Origin of the sequence: Moritella sp. 28 (genome assembly GCF_018219435.1) — a bacterium.
Classification (GTDB): Bacteria; Pseudomonadota; Gammaproteobacteria; order Enterobacterales; family Moritellaceae; genus Moritella.
Window position 1 is genome coordinate 1694327 of sequence record NZ_CP056121.1, and the last position, 18469, is coordinate 1712795.

Below are 18469 nucleotides of genomic sequence, written 5' to 3' on the forward strand. Positions count from 1 at the left end.
GAAATTAACTTATTGGGTAAAATTGGTCCCACAGCTCGCGCATAGCGGCGGCAGGGTCGGTCACGATTACGTTACTGAAGTTTTTTACAAACTCGCGTTTTAGCTTCGGATTTGAAAGTACTTCATACGCATTTCTTACTCGTAGCAGCTGAGCTTCAGCATGCACTCTCTCATCGTCTGATGCGCCGAGTAATTTATCAGGGTGAAACCGATTCGATAGACGTTTGTAGGCTTTCTTAACGTCGTCTTCATTTGCATTCGGCTTGATACCAAGCACACTAAAGTGGTTAATCATAATGTTACCTGTGGCAGATTAGCTCAACCAATAATTTGGGAGGCAGAAGTTTAACGGCTGAAAGGTCAGAGCACAACACAAAATCGAATATTGTTGTGGCTTAATAGCCTTACTTAGTCGCTTATAAACAGTCATAAGGTTTATACTCCTCTGTTTTCTCCTTATTCCATTTGTATTTATGGTCATTTTAACGGAACTTCAAGTATGAACAAGTCCAAAATGCAAGTCACGTAGGTGGTAAAATTATATGCTAAAACATCCGATTTAATGTAGTATTGCGCTCAATATAGATGCGAAATCCGGCTTGAGCAGGTTTTCTTTTTGGAGTTATAAATGAAGTTCAGTCCCTTGCTAGATCAGCTGATTAATGATCTACAAATTTTACCGGGTGTAGGCCCTAAGTCTGCACAGCGTATCGCTTTTCATATTTTAGAACGCAAGCGTGATAATGCTGTATCTTTGGCGCATTCTTTAGAGAAGGCAATGATTGAGATTGGTCATTGCCAGCAGTGTAATACGCTGACTGAATTAGATATCTGTGCTATTTGCGCAAACTCTAAACGTCAAAGTGAAAAGACACTTTGTGTTGTTGAAGGCCCTGCTGATGTTGCGGCGATTGAACAAACCAATCAATTTAGTGGTCAATATTTTGTACTCATGGGTCACTTATCACCATTAGATGGTATCGGACCGGGTGAAATAGGCTTAGATAAACTAGCTGAGTTATTAGCATCAGGTCGCTATGAAGAGCTTATTTTAGCAACGAATCCTACCGTTGAAGGCGAAGCTACTGCCTATTATATTGCTGAAATAGCACAAGAATATGGCGTTAAAGCAAGCCGTATTGCGCATGGCGTTCCAGTGGGTGGTGAATTAGAGTATGTAGATGGAACGACCTTGTCCCATTCATTACTTGGTCGACAGCTAATCAGCTGATTGTTAGTTGATACTGTTAGTAATTAAGTTAGTTGATTGATAAGTAGAGAACAGTAAACATCATTGTTGCTGGGATAGATAATGTTAATATTGCTTTGAATGTATTACTAAAATTCATAGAGACCTCAGTCTTAAGAGTTAAGTAATAACATCCTTGTCATTAATCTGATGGGGTAAAGCATAGCAATTTAGCACTAGTAATACTAGCCTACTTACAAAAAACCGATAGTGTATAACTTACACTATCGGTTTTTATTATAGTCTAATGTAAGACGAACCTAGGACTAATAGGTTAATTAAGCTGCGAAGTTAGCGGCAGCGAAATCCCAGTTAGCTAGTGCCCAGAAACCATTAAGGTAGCTAGGACGTAGGTTACGGTAATCAATGTAGTAAGCGTGTTCCCACAGGTCAACTGTGATTAGTGGTGTAACACCAGCTTCAGTGATAGGAGTACCAGCGTTAGAAGTGTTAACGATTTCTAATTCGCCTTCAGCGTTTTTAACTAACCAAGTCCAGCTTGAACCGAAGTTGTTTACTGCTTTGTCATTGAATGCTGTTTGGAATGCTTCGAAAGAACCGAATTTAGCGTTGATAGCGTCAGCTAATGCGCCTTCTGGTTGACCTTTTGCACTTGGAGTAAGGCTGTTCCAGTAGAATGTGTGGTTCCAAACTTGTGCTGCGTTATTGAAAACAGGACCTTCAGAAGATTTAACAATCTCTTCTAATGATTTTTCAGCAAGCGGTGTGCCTTCGATTAGACCGTTAAGCTTAACCACGTAAGTGTTGTGGTGTTTGCCGTAGTGAAAAGAAAGAGTCTCAGCAGAGATATGTGGTTCAAGTGCATCTTGTGCGTACGGTAAAGCTGGTAGTGTAATACTCATAGGTATTTCCTTATTTATTGATAGCTAAAAGCTATCCATTGCTCATTATTGATTTAATTATTGGAGGAATACTAACGCTAGCGTTGAATATATTCAAGTATTTGACCACAATTGTATTGTTCAATTAATAAATTGTAACGAGTGAATTCATTTTTTATGAATTAGGCTAAATATAAAACAAAATAACCCTACAAAATAACGGTGTTAACCAAGCTATAATTAGCATAAAATGGCTTCGAAATTTGTATTTATATAATGCATTCTATGGTTAGAGTTTAAATAACTAGATTCAAATAATAACTACAATAGATGTAAACGCTAAGATTTGTGAGGACACAATGGAAACTTTAGATAAAATCAAACAGCAACTTGCTGAGAACTCAATCATCCTATATATGAAAGGATCTCCAAAACTACCTAGCTGTGGTTTTTCTTCACAAGCATCACAAGCAGTAATCAATTGTGGTGAGCAATTTGCTTACGTTGATATTCTACAAAATCCAGATATCCGTGCTGAATTACCTAAATACGCTAACTGGCCTACATTCCCACAACTATGGGTTGAAGGCGAGCTTGTTGGCGGTTGTGACATCATCATGGAAATGTTCCAACAAGGTGAGCTTCAGCCATTAATCGCAGCAGCTGCAGCGAAAGCAAAATCAGAATAATAGTTTAATCTTATTGTAAAAAATGAAGTTACACCGATTGCATTAAATAAGTGATCAATTTTATTGATATAGGTGTTTATTACAATAATAACTCGAATACCCAAAAGGGAAGCAATTGCTTCCCTTTTTTTATTTTCCCTTTAGCCAGGTCAATTTACTTGATAGAAAGTGAGTCTTGCCTGACTAAGGGGGGACAATTCAATAAACGAAGTGAAAATAGGTGTTTTTGGTTATTTTCATTAAGAAATAATTAATTTATCTCTAGTTTATTTTATATATGTGTTGCATTTATTTTGTATTAGCCGTGTATTTGTGTTTTTCGGCTTCCTGCTCTCTGTTGCAAATAAGTACCAAATGTTAACGTTTTGTAAATAATACTGGCTTAACCATTTCAAAAAGTGTATCTATGTCATAGGTTTAGAGTGTTTTATATTTTTGGTTATCGCTAGTTGATGACCTGCGCTCATATATTTTGACTAAAAGGAATGTCACTTTGGCTAATTCAACACAACAACTTTTTGACAATAATGCATCTTATTTACAGTCCAAAGGCTATGACTCATTAATCAATATTGGTCAGAAAGAATTCGACTCTTTCAAGAATGATGTTCAAGAAACATTAAGTTTGAGCGACATTCGAGACTTGCATAGGGGCGGTAAAGGCGCTGCGGTTCAGTTAGAAGCAAAGCAGAGAAACGTAGTAAAAAGGGCAAATCCGCAACTTCAACATGCGATGAACATGGCGATGGGGACCATGACTGGGGGCATACGTGGTTTTGATGATATTATACCACCACGTGCCGATTCTTATGTAAAACAAGAGTCTGTCGCTTCAATGTTTTCACCAGCCGCTTACCTTACTGAATTGTATCGTGAAGGAAAAAAACTACACGATGCTAATTCACCTGCCCAACTTAACCATCGTCGCCCTGATCTAACGTCGTTGATATTAAGCCAGCGTAACCTAGATGAAACGATCAGTACGTTAGCATTATCTAATGAGGTGCTTCGCGCCCATATAAATGATGATGACCTTGATATGCAACTTGCTGATACGATAATTGGTGTAGGACTGCCTTATCATGCACCTTTTAGCCGTTTGTCATCTTCGATGGCGCTGAGTAAAATTAAACTTGAAGAGATTACTCACCTTTTATCACCGAATGTTTTAGAGATAGAAGAAGAGGCTGATTGGCTCTTTAGTAATAATTTACCACCCACCTTAGCACAATATTTAACACGTCCTGTCGCAACGGATAGCGATGCACTTAATGCTTGCTATGGAATGGATAATGTCGATTATTTAAGTAATGTCGATAACTTATGCCGTTTATTAGACATTAGCCGAGAGGAGCTTGTCTCTTACTTATCTTTCCCGGCCATTTATGAATCAAAATCATGTTCTGCACCAAGTCGCTTTGATAGGCCTGTCGCCCCCAATGAATACAGTGGAAACTACATCAAAGCTGCGCATTATATTGGTAGCCCGGGTGAAGGGGGAAAGGGTCAGGTACTCCACGTTAATGATGGTATATTATGTACACGGACTTTCAGTCATACGCCATTTAACGATCCTTCACTGGTTTACAGCTTGTCAATTTTACCTTCCGTGGGTGATGATAACGTAAGTATTTCAGTCGCATCGTCTTTAGCTGATGCGTCAGATAGTGCAGAAACCATAATCAAGCTTGATGGTAAAGATATTTATCACCAAAAGGCGAAATTGCAATATGGTAAATACGTTCATATTCAGCATACAATATCTAAGGCATCTATTACATTTGAGATTTGCAGAGGAGCGTCGGTTGAGGGCGGAATATGGCAGGGCAGTGAGACCACCATAACCTTTAACGAAGCTCAAGATTTAGAGCCAGCCGTGCTCATCAGACTTTATAATATGGTGCGTTACTGTAAGGCATCCGGTTTAACCCCCGAGATAATCGGCAATTTAATACACCTTTCTGGCGGCAACATTACCAATGAGACATTTAAGCTTACATCTCATGCACTAAAACTGATAAATAACGATAGTCTAAGAGAAGATGATGCGGCGGTATTACTTGGTAGTGATATTAATGCTTATGCACTCGCAGGGAAACTCAATCAGTTTGATCGTTTGTTTAATAATCCTTGCCTAGGTGAACAGCTGTTCTCTGTTTGTGATTTAGAGGGATCAATCTCCTTTGATTCAACGCATTCTGAGACGGCATACGAACGCAGTGTACTTCAGCGAGCATTTGGAGTTGATGATGCAGGATTACAGATGCTTTCTGTTATTTGTGGTGTGGACACAAGACTCAGTCTGACTAACATTAGCAAACTTTATCGTATTTCCATGCTGGCTCGCATTCATCAGTTACTGCCACAGGAATTAGCCTGCATCGTTAATCTCATCGATTTATCAGATAAAATTAACAGCACAGAACTTCATGATATTTATACTTGCCATCGTGCTGTCTCACAAGTATGTCAATGGTTGGTAGCTGAAAATATAGGTGTTGTTGAGTTAAAGTCAATGACGATGAAACCAAGTGACTTTGTAACGGACCTGACACCTGATATTGAAAGCTTTCTGAGAACCTTATATCACGCTGGACAAAATATAGCCCCAGAAAATTGGCTCGAAGCGATAGCTCCAAGTGTTGCGGCAGGCTTTGGACTACAGCATCACGAGCTTGCTTGTTGTGTCATGGATTGGACAGAGAAAGTGGCGCGTGGTAGTGATCTTAACATCCATACTGTGGCCGACTATTCGACAAGTATTAATCGCTTCTTTGATTCAAATGAAAATGTGAATGTGAATAACATTGTTCAGTTTACGCATTTAATGAGTCAGCTTGCCTGTATTGTTAAAATGTTTGAGTTATCAGTGGTTGAACTAAGACCGTTATTAAAAAACGCAGGCTTGTTACCGGGGGGGAATAAGAATTATTTAAATATATGTGTCGATACATTACGTGATTTTAGTGTATTAAAAACCGTTGAACGTCAGGTTGGCCAGGGGGGGGTTGACGCGCTGTTGCATTATTATGCAGAGGGTCAATTAACGCGTGGGAATATTGCCATTGTGTTCGCCGATAAATATCCGCAGAGTGAAATAAAGGAAGTATTTTATGCTTGCTGTAAAACGGATGATAATGCGACGGTAAGGCAACTGGGTCAAATGGTAGAAATACTTGAATATACGCGTGAATTGAATTTATCAGTGCATAGTTTGTTACAGCTTTCGACGTTGAGGAATGTGTCGACATACACTGATTTTAAACAGGCTGCGGATAGCGTTGAAGCCACATTGCCTGAGCATAAAAAGGACATGTATCGACAGCAACAAGAGGAAACCACGAGTTCTGCATTATGCGGTTATTTCTTATTAAATGAAACCACAGACATGGACTTATTTGGTGGTGAAAATCGTAATGGCATATATCAATATTTATTACTAGATAATCAGGTAACTGGACAAGTTCAGACAACACGAATTGCAGAAGCGGTGTCAAGTGTCCAATTGTATATTAACCGTTGTCTGCAAGGTATGGAATTTAACGTTAATACAGATAGGTTTACAAGTCGGTTCTTTGCTGAATGGGAGCAGTATAATAAGCGCTATAATAGTTGGGCAAGTGTGTCGAAACTGGCTTATTATCCAGAGAATTATGTAGAGCCTTCATTGCGTTATAATCAAACAAACTTACAACAGGCACTACTTTCACAAATTAGTCAGGATAAGCTGAATCAAGACGTGGTTGATGATGCTTACCTAAGCTATCTGAGTAGCTTTGAAGAAATAGCAAATTTAGAAATGCTGAGTGGCTACCATGACGCGCCGATATTATCTCAAGGTTATACCTACTTTGTTGCGCGCAGTGCGAGTCAGCCAGCCCAATATTACTGGCGCAGTCTGAATAATGACATGGGGGATGACTTAGGCAGTTATACAGCCTCTGCATGGAGCGCATGGGAGAAAATTGAAGCCCCTATTGCGAATGCTGTTAATGATGAAGTTAGACCGGTGATGTTTAATAACCGACTTTATATTGCTTGGATAGAAAGCACTGAGAAAGCCGAACAATCGGAACCTACCAATGGCGCACCGATTATGCAAACGGAGTACAGGTTAAAGCTTAGCTATCGCAAGATTGATGGAACTTGGTCCCCAGAAAGTAGTTACTTTATTGAGTTTGATGCGCAATCAAAATTTCATATTACATATACAGATAAAAATAAGTGTCTCCTTGGTTATGTTTATAAACCAGAAAAACAGGGTGATTTAGGCGGCGAAAAAGTATATTTAATTGATTTTAATATGCAGTGTACAGAACAAGATGCCGATGAATTTAAAGCTGTACTTGAAGGCGGGTTAGGAAGTAAAGAAGATAATTATATCATTAGGGCGCTAAAAAAAATCCCGCTTAATGTGCAAGTAAGTTCCGATGAAGATGATAGAACTGGCGAGGATGAAAATGTACAATGTATTGTCTCAGCACACCTAAATAATAACGTATCTCCCCCTCATTTGGAGTATGACTGTCAGGCAACGGTAACAAGCAAGAAAGGAAGTTGGGATTGTATACCTGTTGTTTCAGATCTTCTTCAATGGTTTATTAAAATTGAACTCGACATGATAAATACGGAGATAGATGAAAAGGGCCGAATTAGACCTGTATTTAATATTATGCGGAGTCATCGTGAAGAATTTTCTCGGATTAGGATAACGTTATGCGTAGGAGAAGGACCGCGTAAAAATCCAAGTAGTGTTGTCCGTAGAGAGGGCGGGAGCTACGGTAGAAGAATAAGAGCTGCACAGTTCGAAGAATTTGATGCGGTTCCTAAGTATAAAATGTTTGTGGCAGTGCTTGATTATTATGGGAATGTTCACAGAGGGATTTGTACAGTCGAGCTAAAGCCCAAGCTTTCTCACAGTTGCTGGGCTGATAACCCTCTGTCTGGTCAATATTATATACCTCAAAATATTGATACCCAAGTACATCAGTCATATGAGACCCCTTTTGATAGCGAGACTGAGACTATAACAGAATCATTTGTCGTATATGATGGAAAAAAAGAGATATATCGAAATACCTTTTCTTTAGAGGCGACAGGTGATGAGTATTCAAGTGACCGAAAAGAAAACGCACGTATTGTCAAAGGCAGTAATGGAGCATGTTACCTAGAATTTACTAATAAACCCCGTCAAACACGACTTAATACCTTATTCGCAAAAGAACTGGTTAAAAGGGCATATGCAGGGGTTGATAATGTGTTGACTTGGGATACACAGCAATTAGCTGAGCCACAATTAGGAAAAGGCTTTTACTGCAATGTGATTTTAGATGAATACAACTCGGCCGTAAATGGTAAAAGTAAGTGGTTTAAACTACATTATGCGAACTTTTATGCAGAAAACGACAGTCTTTTAGCGTATGAAGGTACGTTGTCAGAGACAAAAAAAACAACCGTACAATTGTTTTTCCCTTACCCAGACAAAGGTAATCATGGTTGGTGTAATGGTGGTTCTCAACAAGCTCATTTGGAGGTTGAATATCAAAAATCCCATTATCGGGCTAGTGATGGGAAGTCGATCATTTTCACCTATGATAGGGACAGTAATCGTGTCATTCAGGTTAATAATGACCAAAAGGCGCTTGGCTTCTCATGCAGTGAGGAAATGGTTAACCAGGCTCATGATGAACCGATGGATTTTAGTGGCGCGAATGGTTTGTATTTATGGGAACTGTTTTATTACACCCCGATACTGGTTGCAGATAAACTGCTTCAAGCACAATCTTTTGAAGATGCAGAGCGATGGCTAAAATATGTATTTAGCCCATCGGGTTATGTTGGTGCGCGTAAACGGCGATGGAATTCTCGCCCGCTACAAGAAGATCGGGCGTGGGATGCGACTCAGATAGAAACAACAGATCCAGATGTAGTGGCATTAGCGGATCCCATGCACTATAAAGTCGCGACTTACATGAAGTTGCTGGATATTATTATTGCCCGTGGGGACATGGCGTATCGCCAACTGGAAAGAGACAGTTTAGCAGAAGCGAAAATATGCTATATCACTGCGGCGAACTTTTTGGGTGATGAGCCAAAGCTGTCCTTGAATTCATCGTGGAATGAACCGACACTGCATAGTGCAGCAGATAAAATGACGCAATCCTTGTTACCTGCGTCGAAAAACCTACTTAGTACGGATGCTAAAGCGGATACTCAAATATCCCCTTCGTTGACCGGTTTGTTTTTGCCTTGTGAAAATGAAAAGCTCAAAGGGTATTATCAAACGTTGACGTTACGTCTGCATAACCTACGTCATAATCTGAGTATTAATGGTCAGCCGCTAACGCAACCTATTTATGCACTGCCAGTAGCCGATTCTAAGTCACTTCAAAGTGCCGCAGTTGTAAGCAGTGCTGGTAATAATGGGGGCTTGCCGAGCAATATCACTATTGGCATCCAACGTTTTCCAATTATGTTAGAAAATGCCAAAGGTATGGTTAATCAGTTAATGCAATACGGTAATGCCCTCACGTCCGTGTTAGATCGTAAAGATGGCGAAGCATTAAATGCATTATTGCAAACACAGGCTAAATATTTAATGAAGCGCAGTGTGCAAATGCAGGATGTGAGTATTAAGCACATGGAGACAGAGCAAGGTATTTTATCTAAAACCTTGATCGGGGCTGAGACTCGCCGTGATCATTATCAGGTATTACTGGATGAAGGCGTAAGTCACGAAGAGCAAAGAGCAATAAGTGAGCGTATTGCATCTGGTACTCTTGGGCTTACCGCTAATGCAATGCGCACAACGGCCGCAGCACTGGATATGGCACCAAATGTGTTTGGTATGGCATGTGGTGGTTCTCGATGGGGAGCGATACCTGAAGCTATCGCATATGGGATGGACGTCACCGCCACAGGATTAAATATTGCCGCAGAATCACGTACAACATCGGAACAATACCGTCGCCGAGGACAAGAATGGGCTCTTCAACGGGATGCTGCCACGCATGAGGTAACACAACTTAAAGCACAGCAAGAAAGCTTAAAGATCCAGCTCGAAGCAACGGTGCTGCAAAAAGAGTATCTGATAACGCAGCAGTTCCAAACGCAAGCTCAACTTAATTTTCTTAACACTAAATTTAGCAACGATGCCTTGTATAGTTGGATGCAGGGGCGACTTTCGTCGATATTTTATCAGTACTATGATTTGACCGTGGCTCGTTGTTTAAAAGCTGAACTGGGTTATCAATGGGAAACATCTGATACAGCGACTTTTATTCGACCTGGAGCATGGGACAGTAATCATGCGGGTTTACTATGCGGTGAAGCCCTCATGCTCAACCTTGCGCAAATGGATTCAGCTTATTTTGATTGGGATAACGATGCGTTAGAAGTCACACGGACTGTCTCTATGGCCACAGAGATGGATTCAAGTACGGATGCCTTTAATCATTCCGTTAAAGCTGCACTTCAGGGGGCTAAAGCGAATGGTGAAATTAAACATGAGTTAAAGCTAGAGGAAGACAAATTTAGTGCAAAATTAAATTTATCTGCATTAAATATAGACAGCGATTACCCGGAAGATTGCGGTGTTTTAGGGAAGCGAAAGCGGATCAAACAAATCAGTGTTTCTTTACCTGCACTGCTTGCGCCGTATCAGGATATTCAGGCTGTATTGTCTTATACAGGAACCAATACGAATATGCACATAAGCTGTCGTCAGTCGGCTATCTCGCATGGCATCAATGACAGTGGTCAATTTCAGCTTGACTTTAATGATGGTAAATATCAACCGTTTGAAGGGCTGCCAATTGCGGGGGATGATGAAAATTCATGTTTGACCCTGAACTTTCCAAATGCGACGGGCAAGCAACAAGCTGTTTTGGAAAGCCTTAACGATATTGTATTCCATATTCGGTACACAATTACCCAATAATTCAACATGAAGGTATAAATAATCTGAGAATGAGCTTGCGGTTAACGCGAGCTTTTTTCAGTGCGTTAAATTGCTACTCGCCTCACTAATTAGATGCAACTATTAGGCTTTGTTTATTCATCGAGAGATTATGCTGAGATACTCAGTTGTCAATTGTTGCTAAAATGTTAAGTTTTTGTAGATACTTATGGATTAATTATCTAAAAAAGTGTATTTATATCAGTGCTGTAGGGGTTTTGTGGCTTTAATGCTTGATGACCAACACTCATATATTTTGACTAAAAGGAATGTCACTTTGACTAATTTAACGCAACAACTTTATGACAAAAATGCATCTTATTTGCAGTCCAAAGGGTATCATTCATTAACTGATATTGGTCAGATAGAGTTTAACTCTTTCAGAAATGATGTTAGAGATACGCTGAATTTGCGCGTGATTCGGGATTTGCACCGGGGTGGTAATGCCGCCGCTATTCAATTACAAGCAAAGCAGAGAAACGCGGTTAAAAGGGGCAATCCACAACTTCAGCATGCGATGAATATGGCGATGGGGACCATGGTTGGAGGTATTCGAGGATTTGACGATATCATCCCTTCGCGTGCGGATGCTTATGTAAAACAAGGATCCGTTGCCTCGATGTTTTCACCTGCTGCTTACCTTACAGAACTATACCGTGAAGGAAAAACGCTACACGAGACAAGTTCTCCTGCCCACCTCAATCATCGCCGTCCTGATCTTGCGTCATTGGTATTAAGCCAAAGTAATCAGGATGAAACGATCAGTACTTTGGCCTTATCTAATGAGGTACTTCGTGCCCATATCAATGATGATGGCCTTGATACGCAACTCGCTAATACTTTAATCGGTGATGCATTGCCTTATCATGCAGATTTTAGCCGTTTGTCGTCTTCAATGGCGTTGAATAAGATTGAACTTGAAGAGATAGATGAGCTTTTATCTCCGAGTGCTTTCTCGGTGGAAAAAGAGGTCAGTTGGCTTTTCAGTAATAATTTGCCACCTACATTAGCGCAATATTTAACAAGTCCTACTGTAATCGATGATGATGCACTTCATGCTTGCTATGGGACTGATAATATCAGTTATCTGAGTGATGCCGATAATTTATGCCGTTCATTAGATATTACCCGTGATGAACTTATCTCTTATTTATCTTTCCCTGCTATTTATGAGTCAAAAGCATCTTCTTCGTCAAGTCGCTTTGACAAACCTGTTGCTCCCAATGAATACAGTGGGACCTATATTGAAAGCGCTTATTACACAGGTACCCCGAGTGAAGGGGGAAAAGGTCAGCTGATTCATATTGATGATGGGAGGCTGTATACACGGGCGTTTGAGCATACTCCATTTAATAATCCTTTACAGGTTCATAGTTTATCAATTTTACCTGCAGTGGGGGATAAACAAGTTATTATTTCAGTCGCATCGTCTTTAGCTGATGAGCCTGGTACGGCAGAAATGGCTATTAAGGTCGATGGTGAAGACATTTATCATCAAAAATCGAGAGCACAATGCGGTAAATATGTTCATATTCAACATGACATCGCTAAGGCGTCTATCAAGTTAGAAGTTTTGAGAGGGACATCTGTGAGGGGGTTGCGGGGCTGTGAAACAACCATTACCTTTAACGAAGCTCAGAGTTTAGACCCTGCGATGCTCATCAGACTTTATAAAATGATACGTTACTGCAAGGCTACCTGTTTAACCCCTGCGATACTGGATAATCTAATACGCCTTTCTGGCGACAAAATTAGCGATGAAACATTTAAGCTGACATCTCACGCCCTAAAATTAATAAAATATCATAATTTAAGTGAAGATGATGCGACGGTTTTACTTGGTGGCGATATCAATGTTTACGCGCCTGCGGGAAAGCTAAGCCAATTTGATCGTTTATTTAATAACCCTTGCTTGGGTGATCAAGTGTTCTCTGTCCGTGATTCAGAGGGGGCAATTTCTTTTGACCCTACGCATTCTGAGACGGCTTACGAACGCAGTGTTCTTCAGCGTGCGTTTGGGGTTGATGACGCTGGATTACAGATGCTTTCCATTCTTTGTGGGGCAAACTCAAGACTGGGTCTGGCTAATATCAGTCAACTTTATCGTGTTGCTATGCTGGCACGTATTCATCAGTTACTACCACAAGAATTAGTTTGTATCGTTAATCTAATCGGTCTGTCAGATAAACTTAGCAGTGCTAAACTGCATGACTTCTATCTTTGCCATCAAAGCATTACACAAGTATGTAAATGGTTAGTCGCGCAAGATATCAGTGTTGTTGCACTAAAATCGATGACAATGAAACCAAGCGGATTTGCAACGGAACTGACGCCTGATATTGAACATTTTTTGCGAACTTTATATCACGCAGGACAAAATGTAGACCCCGTTAATCGACAAGATGTGATTGCACCGAGTATCGCAGCGGGCTTAGGACTACAGGATCACGAACTGGCTCACTGTGTGATGGATTGGGCAGAAAAAGTTGCGCGTGGTAGTGATCTTAATATTCATTCGATAATGAACTATTCAACAGGCATTAATGACTTCTTTGACTCTAAAAGAGATGTAAATGATATTGTTCAGTTTACGCATTTAATGAGCCAGCTTGCCTATATTGTTAAAACGTTTGATTTATCAGTGGTTGAGCTAACGCCGTTATTGAAAAATGCAGGCTTGCTACCGGGGGGAGGTCAGGACTATTTAAATGTATGTGTCGATACACTGCGTGATTTTAGTGCATTAAAAACGGTGGAACGTCAAGTTGGTCAAGGTGCTGTTGACGCGCTATTACATTATTATACACAAGGGCAATTAACGCGCGCGAACATAGTGCTCGTGTTAACCGATAAATACCCCCAGAGTGAAATAGAGAACGTATTTAATGCCTGTTGTAAAGTGGATAATACCGCAACGGTAAGACAGCTCGACCAAATGATTAACCTACTTGAATACACGCATGCGTTGAATTTGTCTGTGCATAGTTTATTGCAGCTTTCTACGTTAAGTAACGTATCTTCAGTGTTGGATTTTAAACAGGTCGCAGATAGCGTTGAAGCCACATTGCCTGAGCATCAAAAGGAAATACATCGACAGCAGCAAGAGGAAGCGACCAGTTCGGCATTGTGTGCTTATTTCTTATTAAATGAAACCACTGATATGCGCTTGTTTGGTGGTGAAAATCGTAATGGTATATATCAATATTTACTGTTGGATAACCAAGTTAGCGGACAAACTCAGACAACACGAATTGCAGAAGCGGTATCAAGTGTTCAATTGTATATTAACCGTTGCCTACAAGGCATGGAGTTTAACATTGACACGGACATGCTTTTAAGTCGGTTTTTTGTTGAATGGGAGCAGTATAATAAACGTTATAGCAGTTGGGCAAGTGCATTAAAATTAGCTTATTATCCAGAGAATTATGTTGAGCCTTCATTACGTTATAACCAAACTAATTTACAAAAGGCACTGTTATCAAAAATTAGCCAGAGTAAGCTTAATCATGATTTGGTTGAGGATGCTTATTTAAGCTATCTGAGTAGTTTTGAAGAAATCGCGAATTTAGAGGTGCTGAGCGGTTACCATGACTCGCCGAGATTATCTCAAGGACATACTTATTTTGTTGCGCGTAGTGCGAGTCAGCCTGTTCAATATTACTGGCGTCGTCTGAATAATGACATGAGTGATGGGCGCGGTGGTTATGAAGCTTCAGCGTGGAGTGCATGGGAGAAAATTGAAGCCCCTATTACTAACGCAGTTAATGATGACGTTAGACCCGTGATGTTTAATAACCGGCTTTACATTGCTTGGATAGAAAGCACAGAGAAAGCAGTGCAGTCTCAACCAAGCAATAATGCACCTCTCATGAAGACGGAGTATAGATTAAAGCTTAGTTATCGAAAAATCGATGGAAGTTGGTCGCCAGAAAACAGCTATTCTATTGAGTTTGATACGCAATCAAAATTGCATATTACATTCACAGATAAAAATAAGTGTCTCCTTGCTTATGTCTATAAACCGGAAAAACGCGACGAACCAACAGACGCGAAAGCGTATTTGATAGACTTTAATATGCAATGTACAGAGCAAGATGCCGATGTATTTATAAACGTGCTCGAAGGTAACTTAGGCTATGAGAATCACGACTATGTGATTAGGCTACTTCAGGAAGTTTGTCATAATGTACAAGTAAGCTGCGATGAGAATGACAGAACAGGCGAGGATGCAAGTGTACAGAGTGAAGTCACAACGCACATAAATAATGATGTATATCCCCCGCATTTGGAATATGACTGTGATGCAGCAGTGGTAATAAATAATCACAAAAAAGGGTGGGATTGTGCTGTTGTTATTCCTGATAATATTAAGAATTTAGTAAAAGTTGAGCCTGACTTCGAAGCGACAGAGATCGACAGTGAGGGGCGGTTCAAGCCTGCATTTAAGATCTTACGAGGCAAGTATTTTGCGGATGTTTCAGTAAGTGGATATTTGTTCATAAAGGGGGGGATGGTCACTCACAGTTATGCACGAGGTCATTTACCTGTGAAAATAAAGGCCCCTGAGTTTGTATCACTTGATGCACTCCCTAACTATGATATGGAGATATCGCTGATTAGTAGGTCGGTTAAAAGAGGAATGAGTCAAATCTCTCTCCAAGAAAAAGTGTCTCACAGTGGTTGGGATATGGACCCTAAACCAGAACTGAATTACATCTCTAAATTTTCTGAGACTAAGGTGCACCAGTCATTTAAAGAACCTCTTGGTAGTTCGGCAGAGACGATAAAAAGAACGTTTGTTGTATATGATGGTCAGGAAGAGATATATCGAAATACCTTCTCTTTAGAGGTGACAGTAAAAGATGCGGACTCGAGTGATCGGAAAGAAAATGCACGTATTGTAAAAGATACTAATGGTGCATGTTATCTGGAATTCACCAACAAACCACGTCAAACACGGCTTAATACCCAGTTTGCTAAAGAGTTGGTTAAAAGAGCATATGCGGGTGTTGATAATGTATTGACTTGGAATACACAACAATTACTTGAACCACAATTAGGTAAGGGCTTTTATTGCAATGTGATTTTAGATGAATACAGCCCTGCCGTAAATGGTGAAAGTAAGTGGTTTAAATTATATTATGCTAATTTCTATACGGAAAATGACAGTATTTTAGCATATGAAGGTATATTGTCGGAAACAGAAAAAACAACCGTACGATTGTTTTATCCTTACCGAGATAGAGGTAATCGCGATGGTCAGCAAGTACATTTAGAGGTTGAATACCAGAAAGTACATTATCGTGCGGGTGATGGAAATTCGGTTATCTTCCTCTATAACGAAAATAAAGACAGTGTCACCCTCGTCCAGAATAGCCAAAAGGTCCCCGGCTTGGTATGCAGCGAGAAAATGGCGACTCTTCACGATGAACCGATGGATTTCAATGGGGCGAATGGTTTGTATCTATGGGAACTGTTTTATTACACCCCAATGTTGGTTGCAGATAAACTGCTTCACGCACAATCCTTTGAAGATGCAGATCGGTGGCTAAAATTCATATTTAATCCACAGGGTTATACGGATGTGCGTAAACGACAATGGAATGCGCGTCCACTGCAAGAAGATACAGCATGGGATGTGACTCAGACAGATACCACAGATCCGGATGTGGTGGCCCAGAGTGATCCTATGCACTATAAAGTGGCAACTTACATGAAGTTACTGGACCTTATGATTGCCCGTGGAGATATGGCGTATCGTCAGCTGGAAAGAGACAGCCTAGCAGAAGCTAAAATATGGTACGTGACAGCAGAGAACTTATTGGGTGATGAGCCTAAATTACCTTTGGATGCATCGTGGAATGAGCCGACACTACTTAGTGCGGTAGGTAAAACAGTCCAAGCGCCGTTATTGGATCCTACGGGTTTACTCAATCTAGATGTTGGAGGGGATTCTCGAGCCAGCACGTCGTTGACAGATTTGTTTTTGCCCTGTGAGAATGAAAAACTCAAGGGATATTATCAAACCTTGCAGTTACGTCTGCATAATTTACGTCATAATTTGAGTATTAATGGCCAGCCACTGATGTTACCTATTTATACTTCGCCAACCGTTCCTAAATCACTTCAAAGTGCCACCGTTGCTAGTAGTGCTGGTAATACTGGGGGATTGCCGGGCAATATTACTATTGCGATCCAGCGTTTTCCTATTATGTTAGAAAGCGCTAAAGGTATGGTTAATCAGCTAATGCAATATGGTAACGCCCTTGCCTCCGTGTTGGAGCGTAAAGATGCGGAAGGGTTAAATGCGTTATTGCAGACGCAGGCTAAAGATTTGATGAAGCGCAGTGTGAAAATGCAGGATGTGAGCATTAAGCAAATGTGGGCAGAACAAGCCGTTTTATCTAAAAATCTGGAGGGTACAGAGACTCGCCGTGATCATTATCAGGCGTTGTTAGATGAAGGTGTGAGTAACGAAGAGCAAAAAGCGATAAATGAGCGTATTGCATCAGGCGCCCTTGCCATTACAGCTAACGCAATGCGAACAGCGGCCGCAGCGCTGGATATGGCACCAAATTTATTTGGTATGGCATGTGGTGGTTCTCGATGGGGCGCTGTGCCTGGTGCTATTGCATATGGAATGGATGCCAGCGCTGCAGGGTTGAATATTGCTGCAGAAGCGCGCACAACATCAGAGCAATATCGTCGCCGAGGACAAGAATGGACTATTCAACGAGATACGGCCACGCATGAAGTTGCACAACTTATGGCGCAGCAAGACAGTTTGAAGATCCAAGTTGAAGCCGCTGTGTTGCAAAAAGACTATCTGATAACACAGCAGCTTCAAACGCAGACTCAGCTTGATTTTCTTAATACAAAATTCAGCAACGGTGCCTTGTATAGTTGGATGCAAGGGCGACTTTCGTCAATATTTTATCAGTTCTATGATTTGACAGTGGCGCGTTGCTTAAAAGCTGAACGGGGTTATCAATGGGAAACATCTGATAAAGCGGCCTTTATTCAGCCAGGTGCATGGGACAGTAATCACGCAGGATTATTGTGTGGAGAAGCGTTAATGCTTAACCTTGCGCAAATGGAATCGAGTTATCTTGACTGGGATCAGCGGGCTTTAGAAGTGAGTCGCACAGTCTCTATGGCCACGGAAATGGACTTAAATACAGAAGATTTTAATAACGCAGTTAAAGGTGTACTTCAGGGGGCCCAAACGAACGGCGTGATTAAACATGAGTTAAAGCTGGACGGAGATAAATTCAGTGCGGAGCTGAATTTAGCTGCATTAAATATAGAAAGTGATTACCCAGACGACTGTGGTGTTTTAGGGAAGCATAAGCGAATTAAGCAAATTAGTGTTTCCTTACCTGCGTTGCTTGCACCGTACCAAGATATTCAAGCGGTGTTGTCTTACACGGGAACGAATACGAATATGCATGTCAGTTGTCGTCAGTCGGCTATTTCGCATGGTATTAATGACAGTGGTCAGTTTCAGCTTGATTTCAAGGATAGTAAATACCTACCATTTGAAGGACTGCCAATCGCAGGGGATGATGAAAATTCGTGTTTGACCCTGATCTTCCCGAATGCAACGAGCAAGCAACAAGCCATTTTGGAAAGCCTAAACGATATTGTATTCCATATTCGGTATACGATTAGTCAATAATTCGTGTATTGAGTCAATCGCCTGAGACGAGGTTCGTGGTTAACACGAACCTCT

The 18469-nt window shown here is 40.7% G+C and carries 6 protein-coding genes; 4 read left to right on the forward strand and 2 right to left on the reverse strand.

The features are described 5' to 3' along the window. Nucleotides 1–4: 4 nt before the first annotated feature. On the reverse strand, nt 5–295 hold the full coding sequence (locus tag HWV02_RS07560; protein WP_211674770.1) for a J domain-containing protein: 291 nt from the start codon (nt 293–295) through the stop codon (nt 5–7). A 333-nt stretch (nt 296–628) separates the two neighbouring features. Between HWV02_RS07560 and recR the strand changes: the two genes are divergently transcribed. After that, nucleotides 629–1231, forward strand: coding sequence for a recombination mediator RecR (gene recR, locus HWV02_RS07565; protein ID WP_211690058.1), 603 nt, complete (start codon nt 629–631; stop codon nt 1229–1231). A 296-nt stretch (nt 1232–1527) separates the two neighbouring features. Here recR and HWV02_RS07570 read toward each other — a convergent pair whose 3' ends face one another. Next, nucleotides 1528–2112, reverse strand: coding sequence for a superoxide dismutase (locus tag HWV02_RS07570; RefSeq protein WP_211690059.1), 585 nt, complete (start codon nt 2110–2112; stop codon nt 1528–1530). A 338-nt stretch (nt 2113–2450) separates the two neighbouring features. On the opposite strand from HWV02_RS07570, the gene HWV02_RS07575 reads away from it, so the two are divergent. The 3 genes from HWV02_RS07575 (at nt 2451) to HWV02_RS07585 (ending at nt 18415) form a co-directional block, all read left to right on the forward strand. Continuing rightward, a complete protein-coding gene (locus tag HWV02_RS07575) occupies nt 2451–2780 on the forward strand; it encodes a Grx4 family monothiol glutaredoxin (protein ID WP_211690060.1) in 330 nt (109 codons plus the stop codon). A gap of 493 nt (nt 2781–3273) precedes the next feature. After that, nucleotides 3274–10719: a neuraminidase-like domain-containing protein gene (locus tag HWV02_RS07580; protein ID WP_211690061.1), complete on the forward strand. Its 7446-nt coding sequence runs from the start codon at nt 3274–3276 to the stop codon at nt 10717–10719. Nucleotides 10720–11014: 295 nt separating this feature from the next. Continuing rightward, entirely contained in the window at nt 11015–18415 is a 7401-nt protein-coding gene (locus tag HWV02_RS07585; protein WP_211690062.1) for a neuraminidase-like domain-containing protein, read from the forward strand. The last annotated feature ends 54 nt before the right edge of the window (nt 18416–18469 follow it).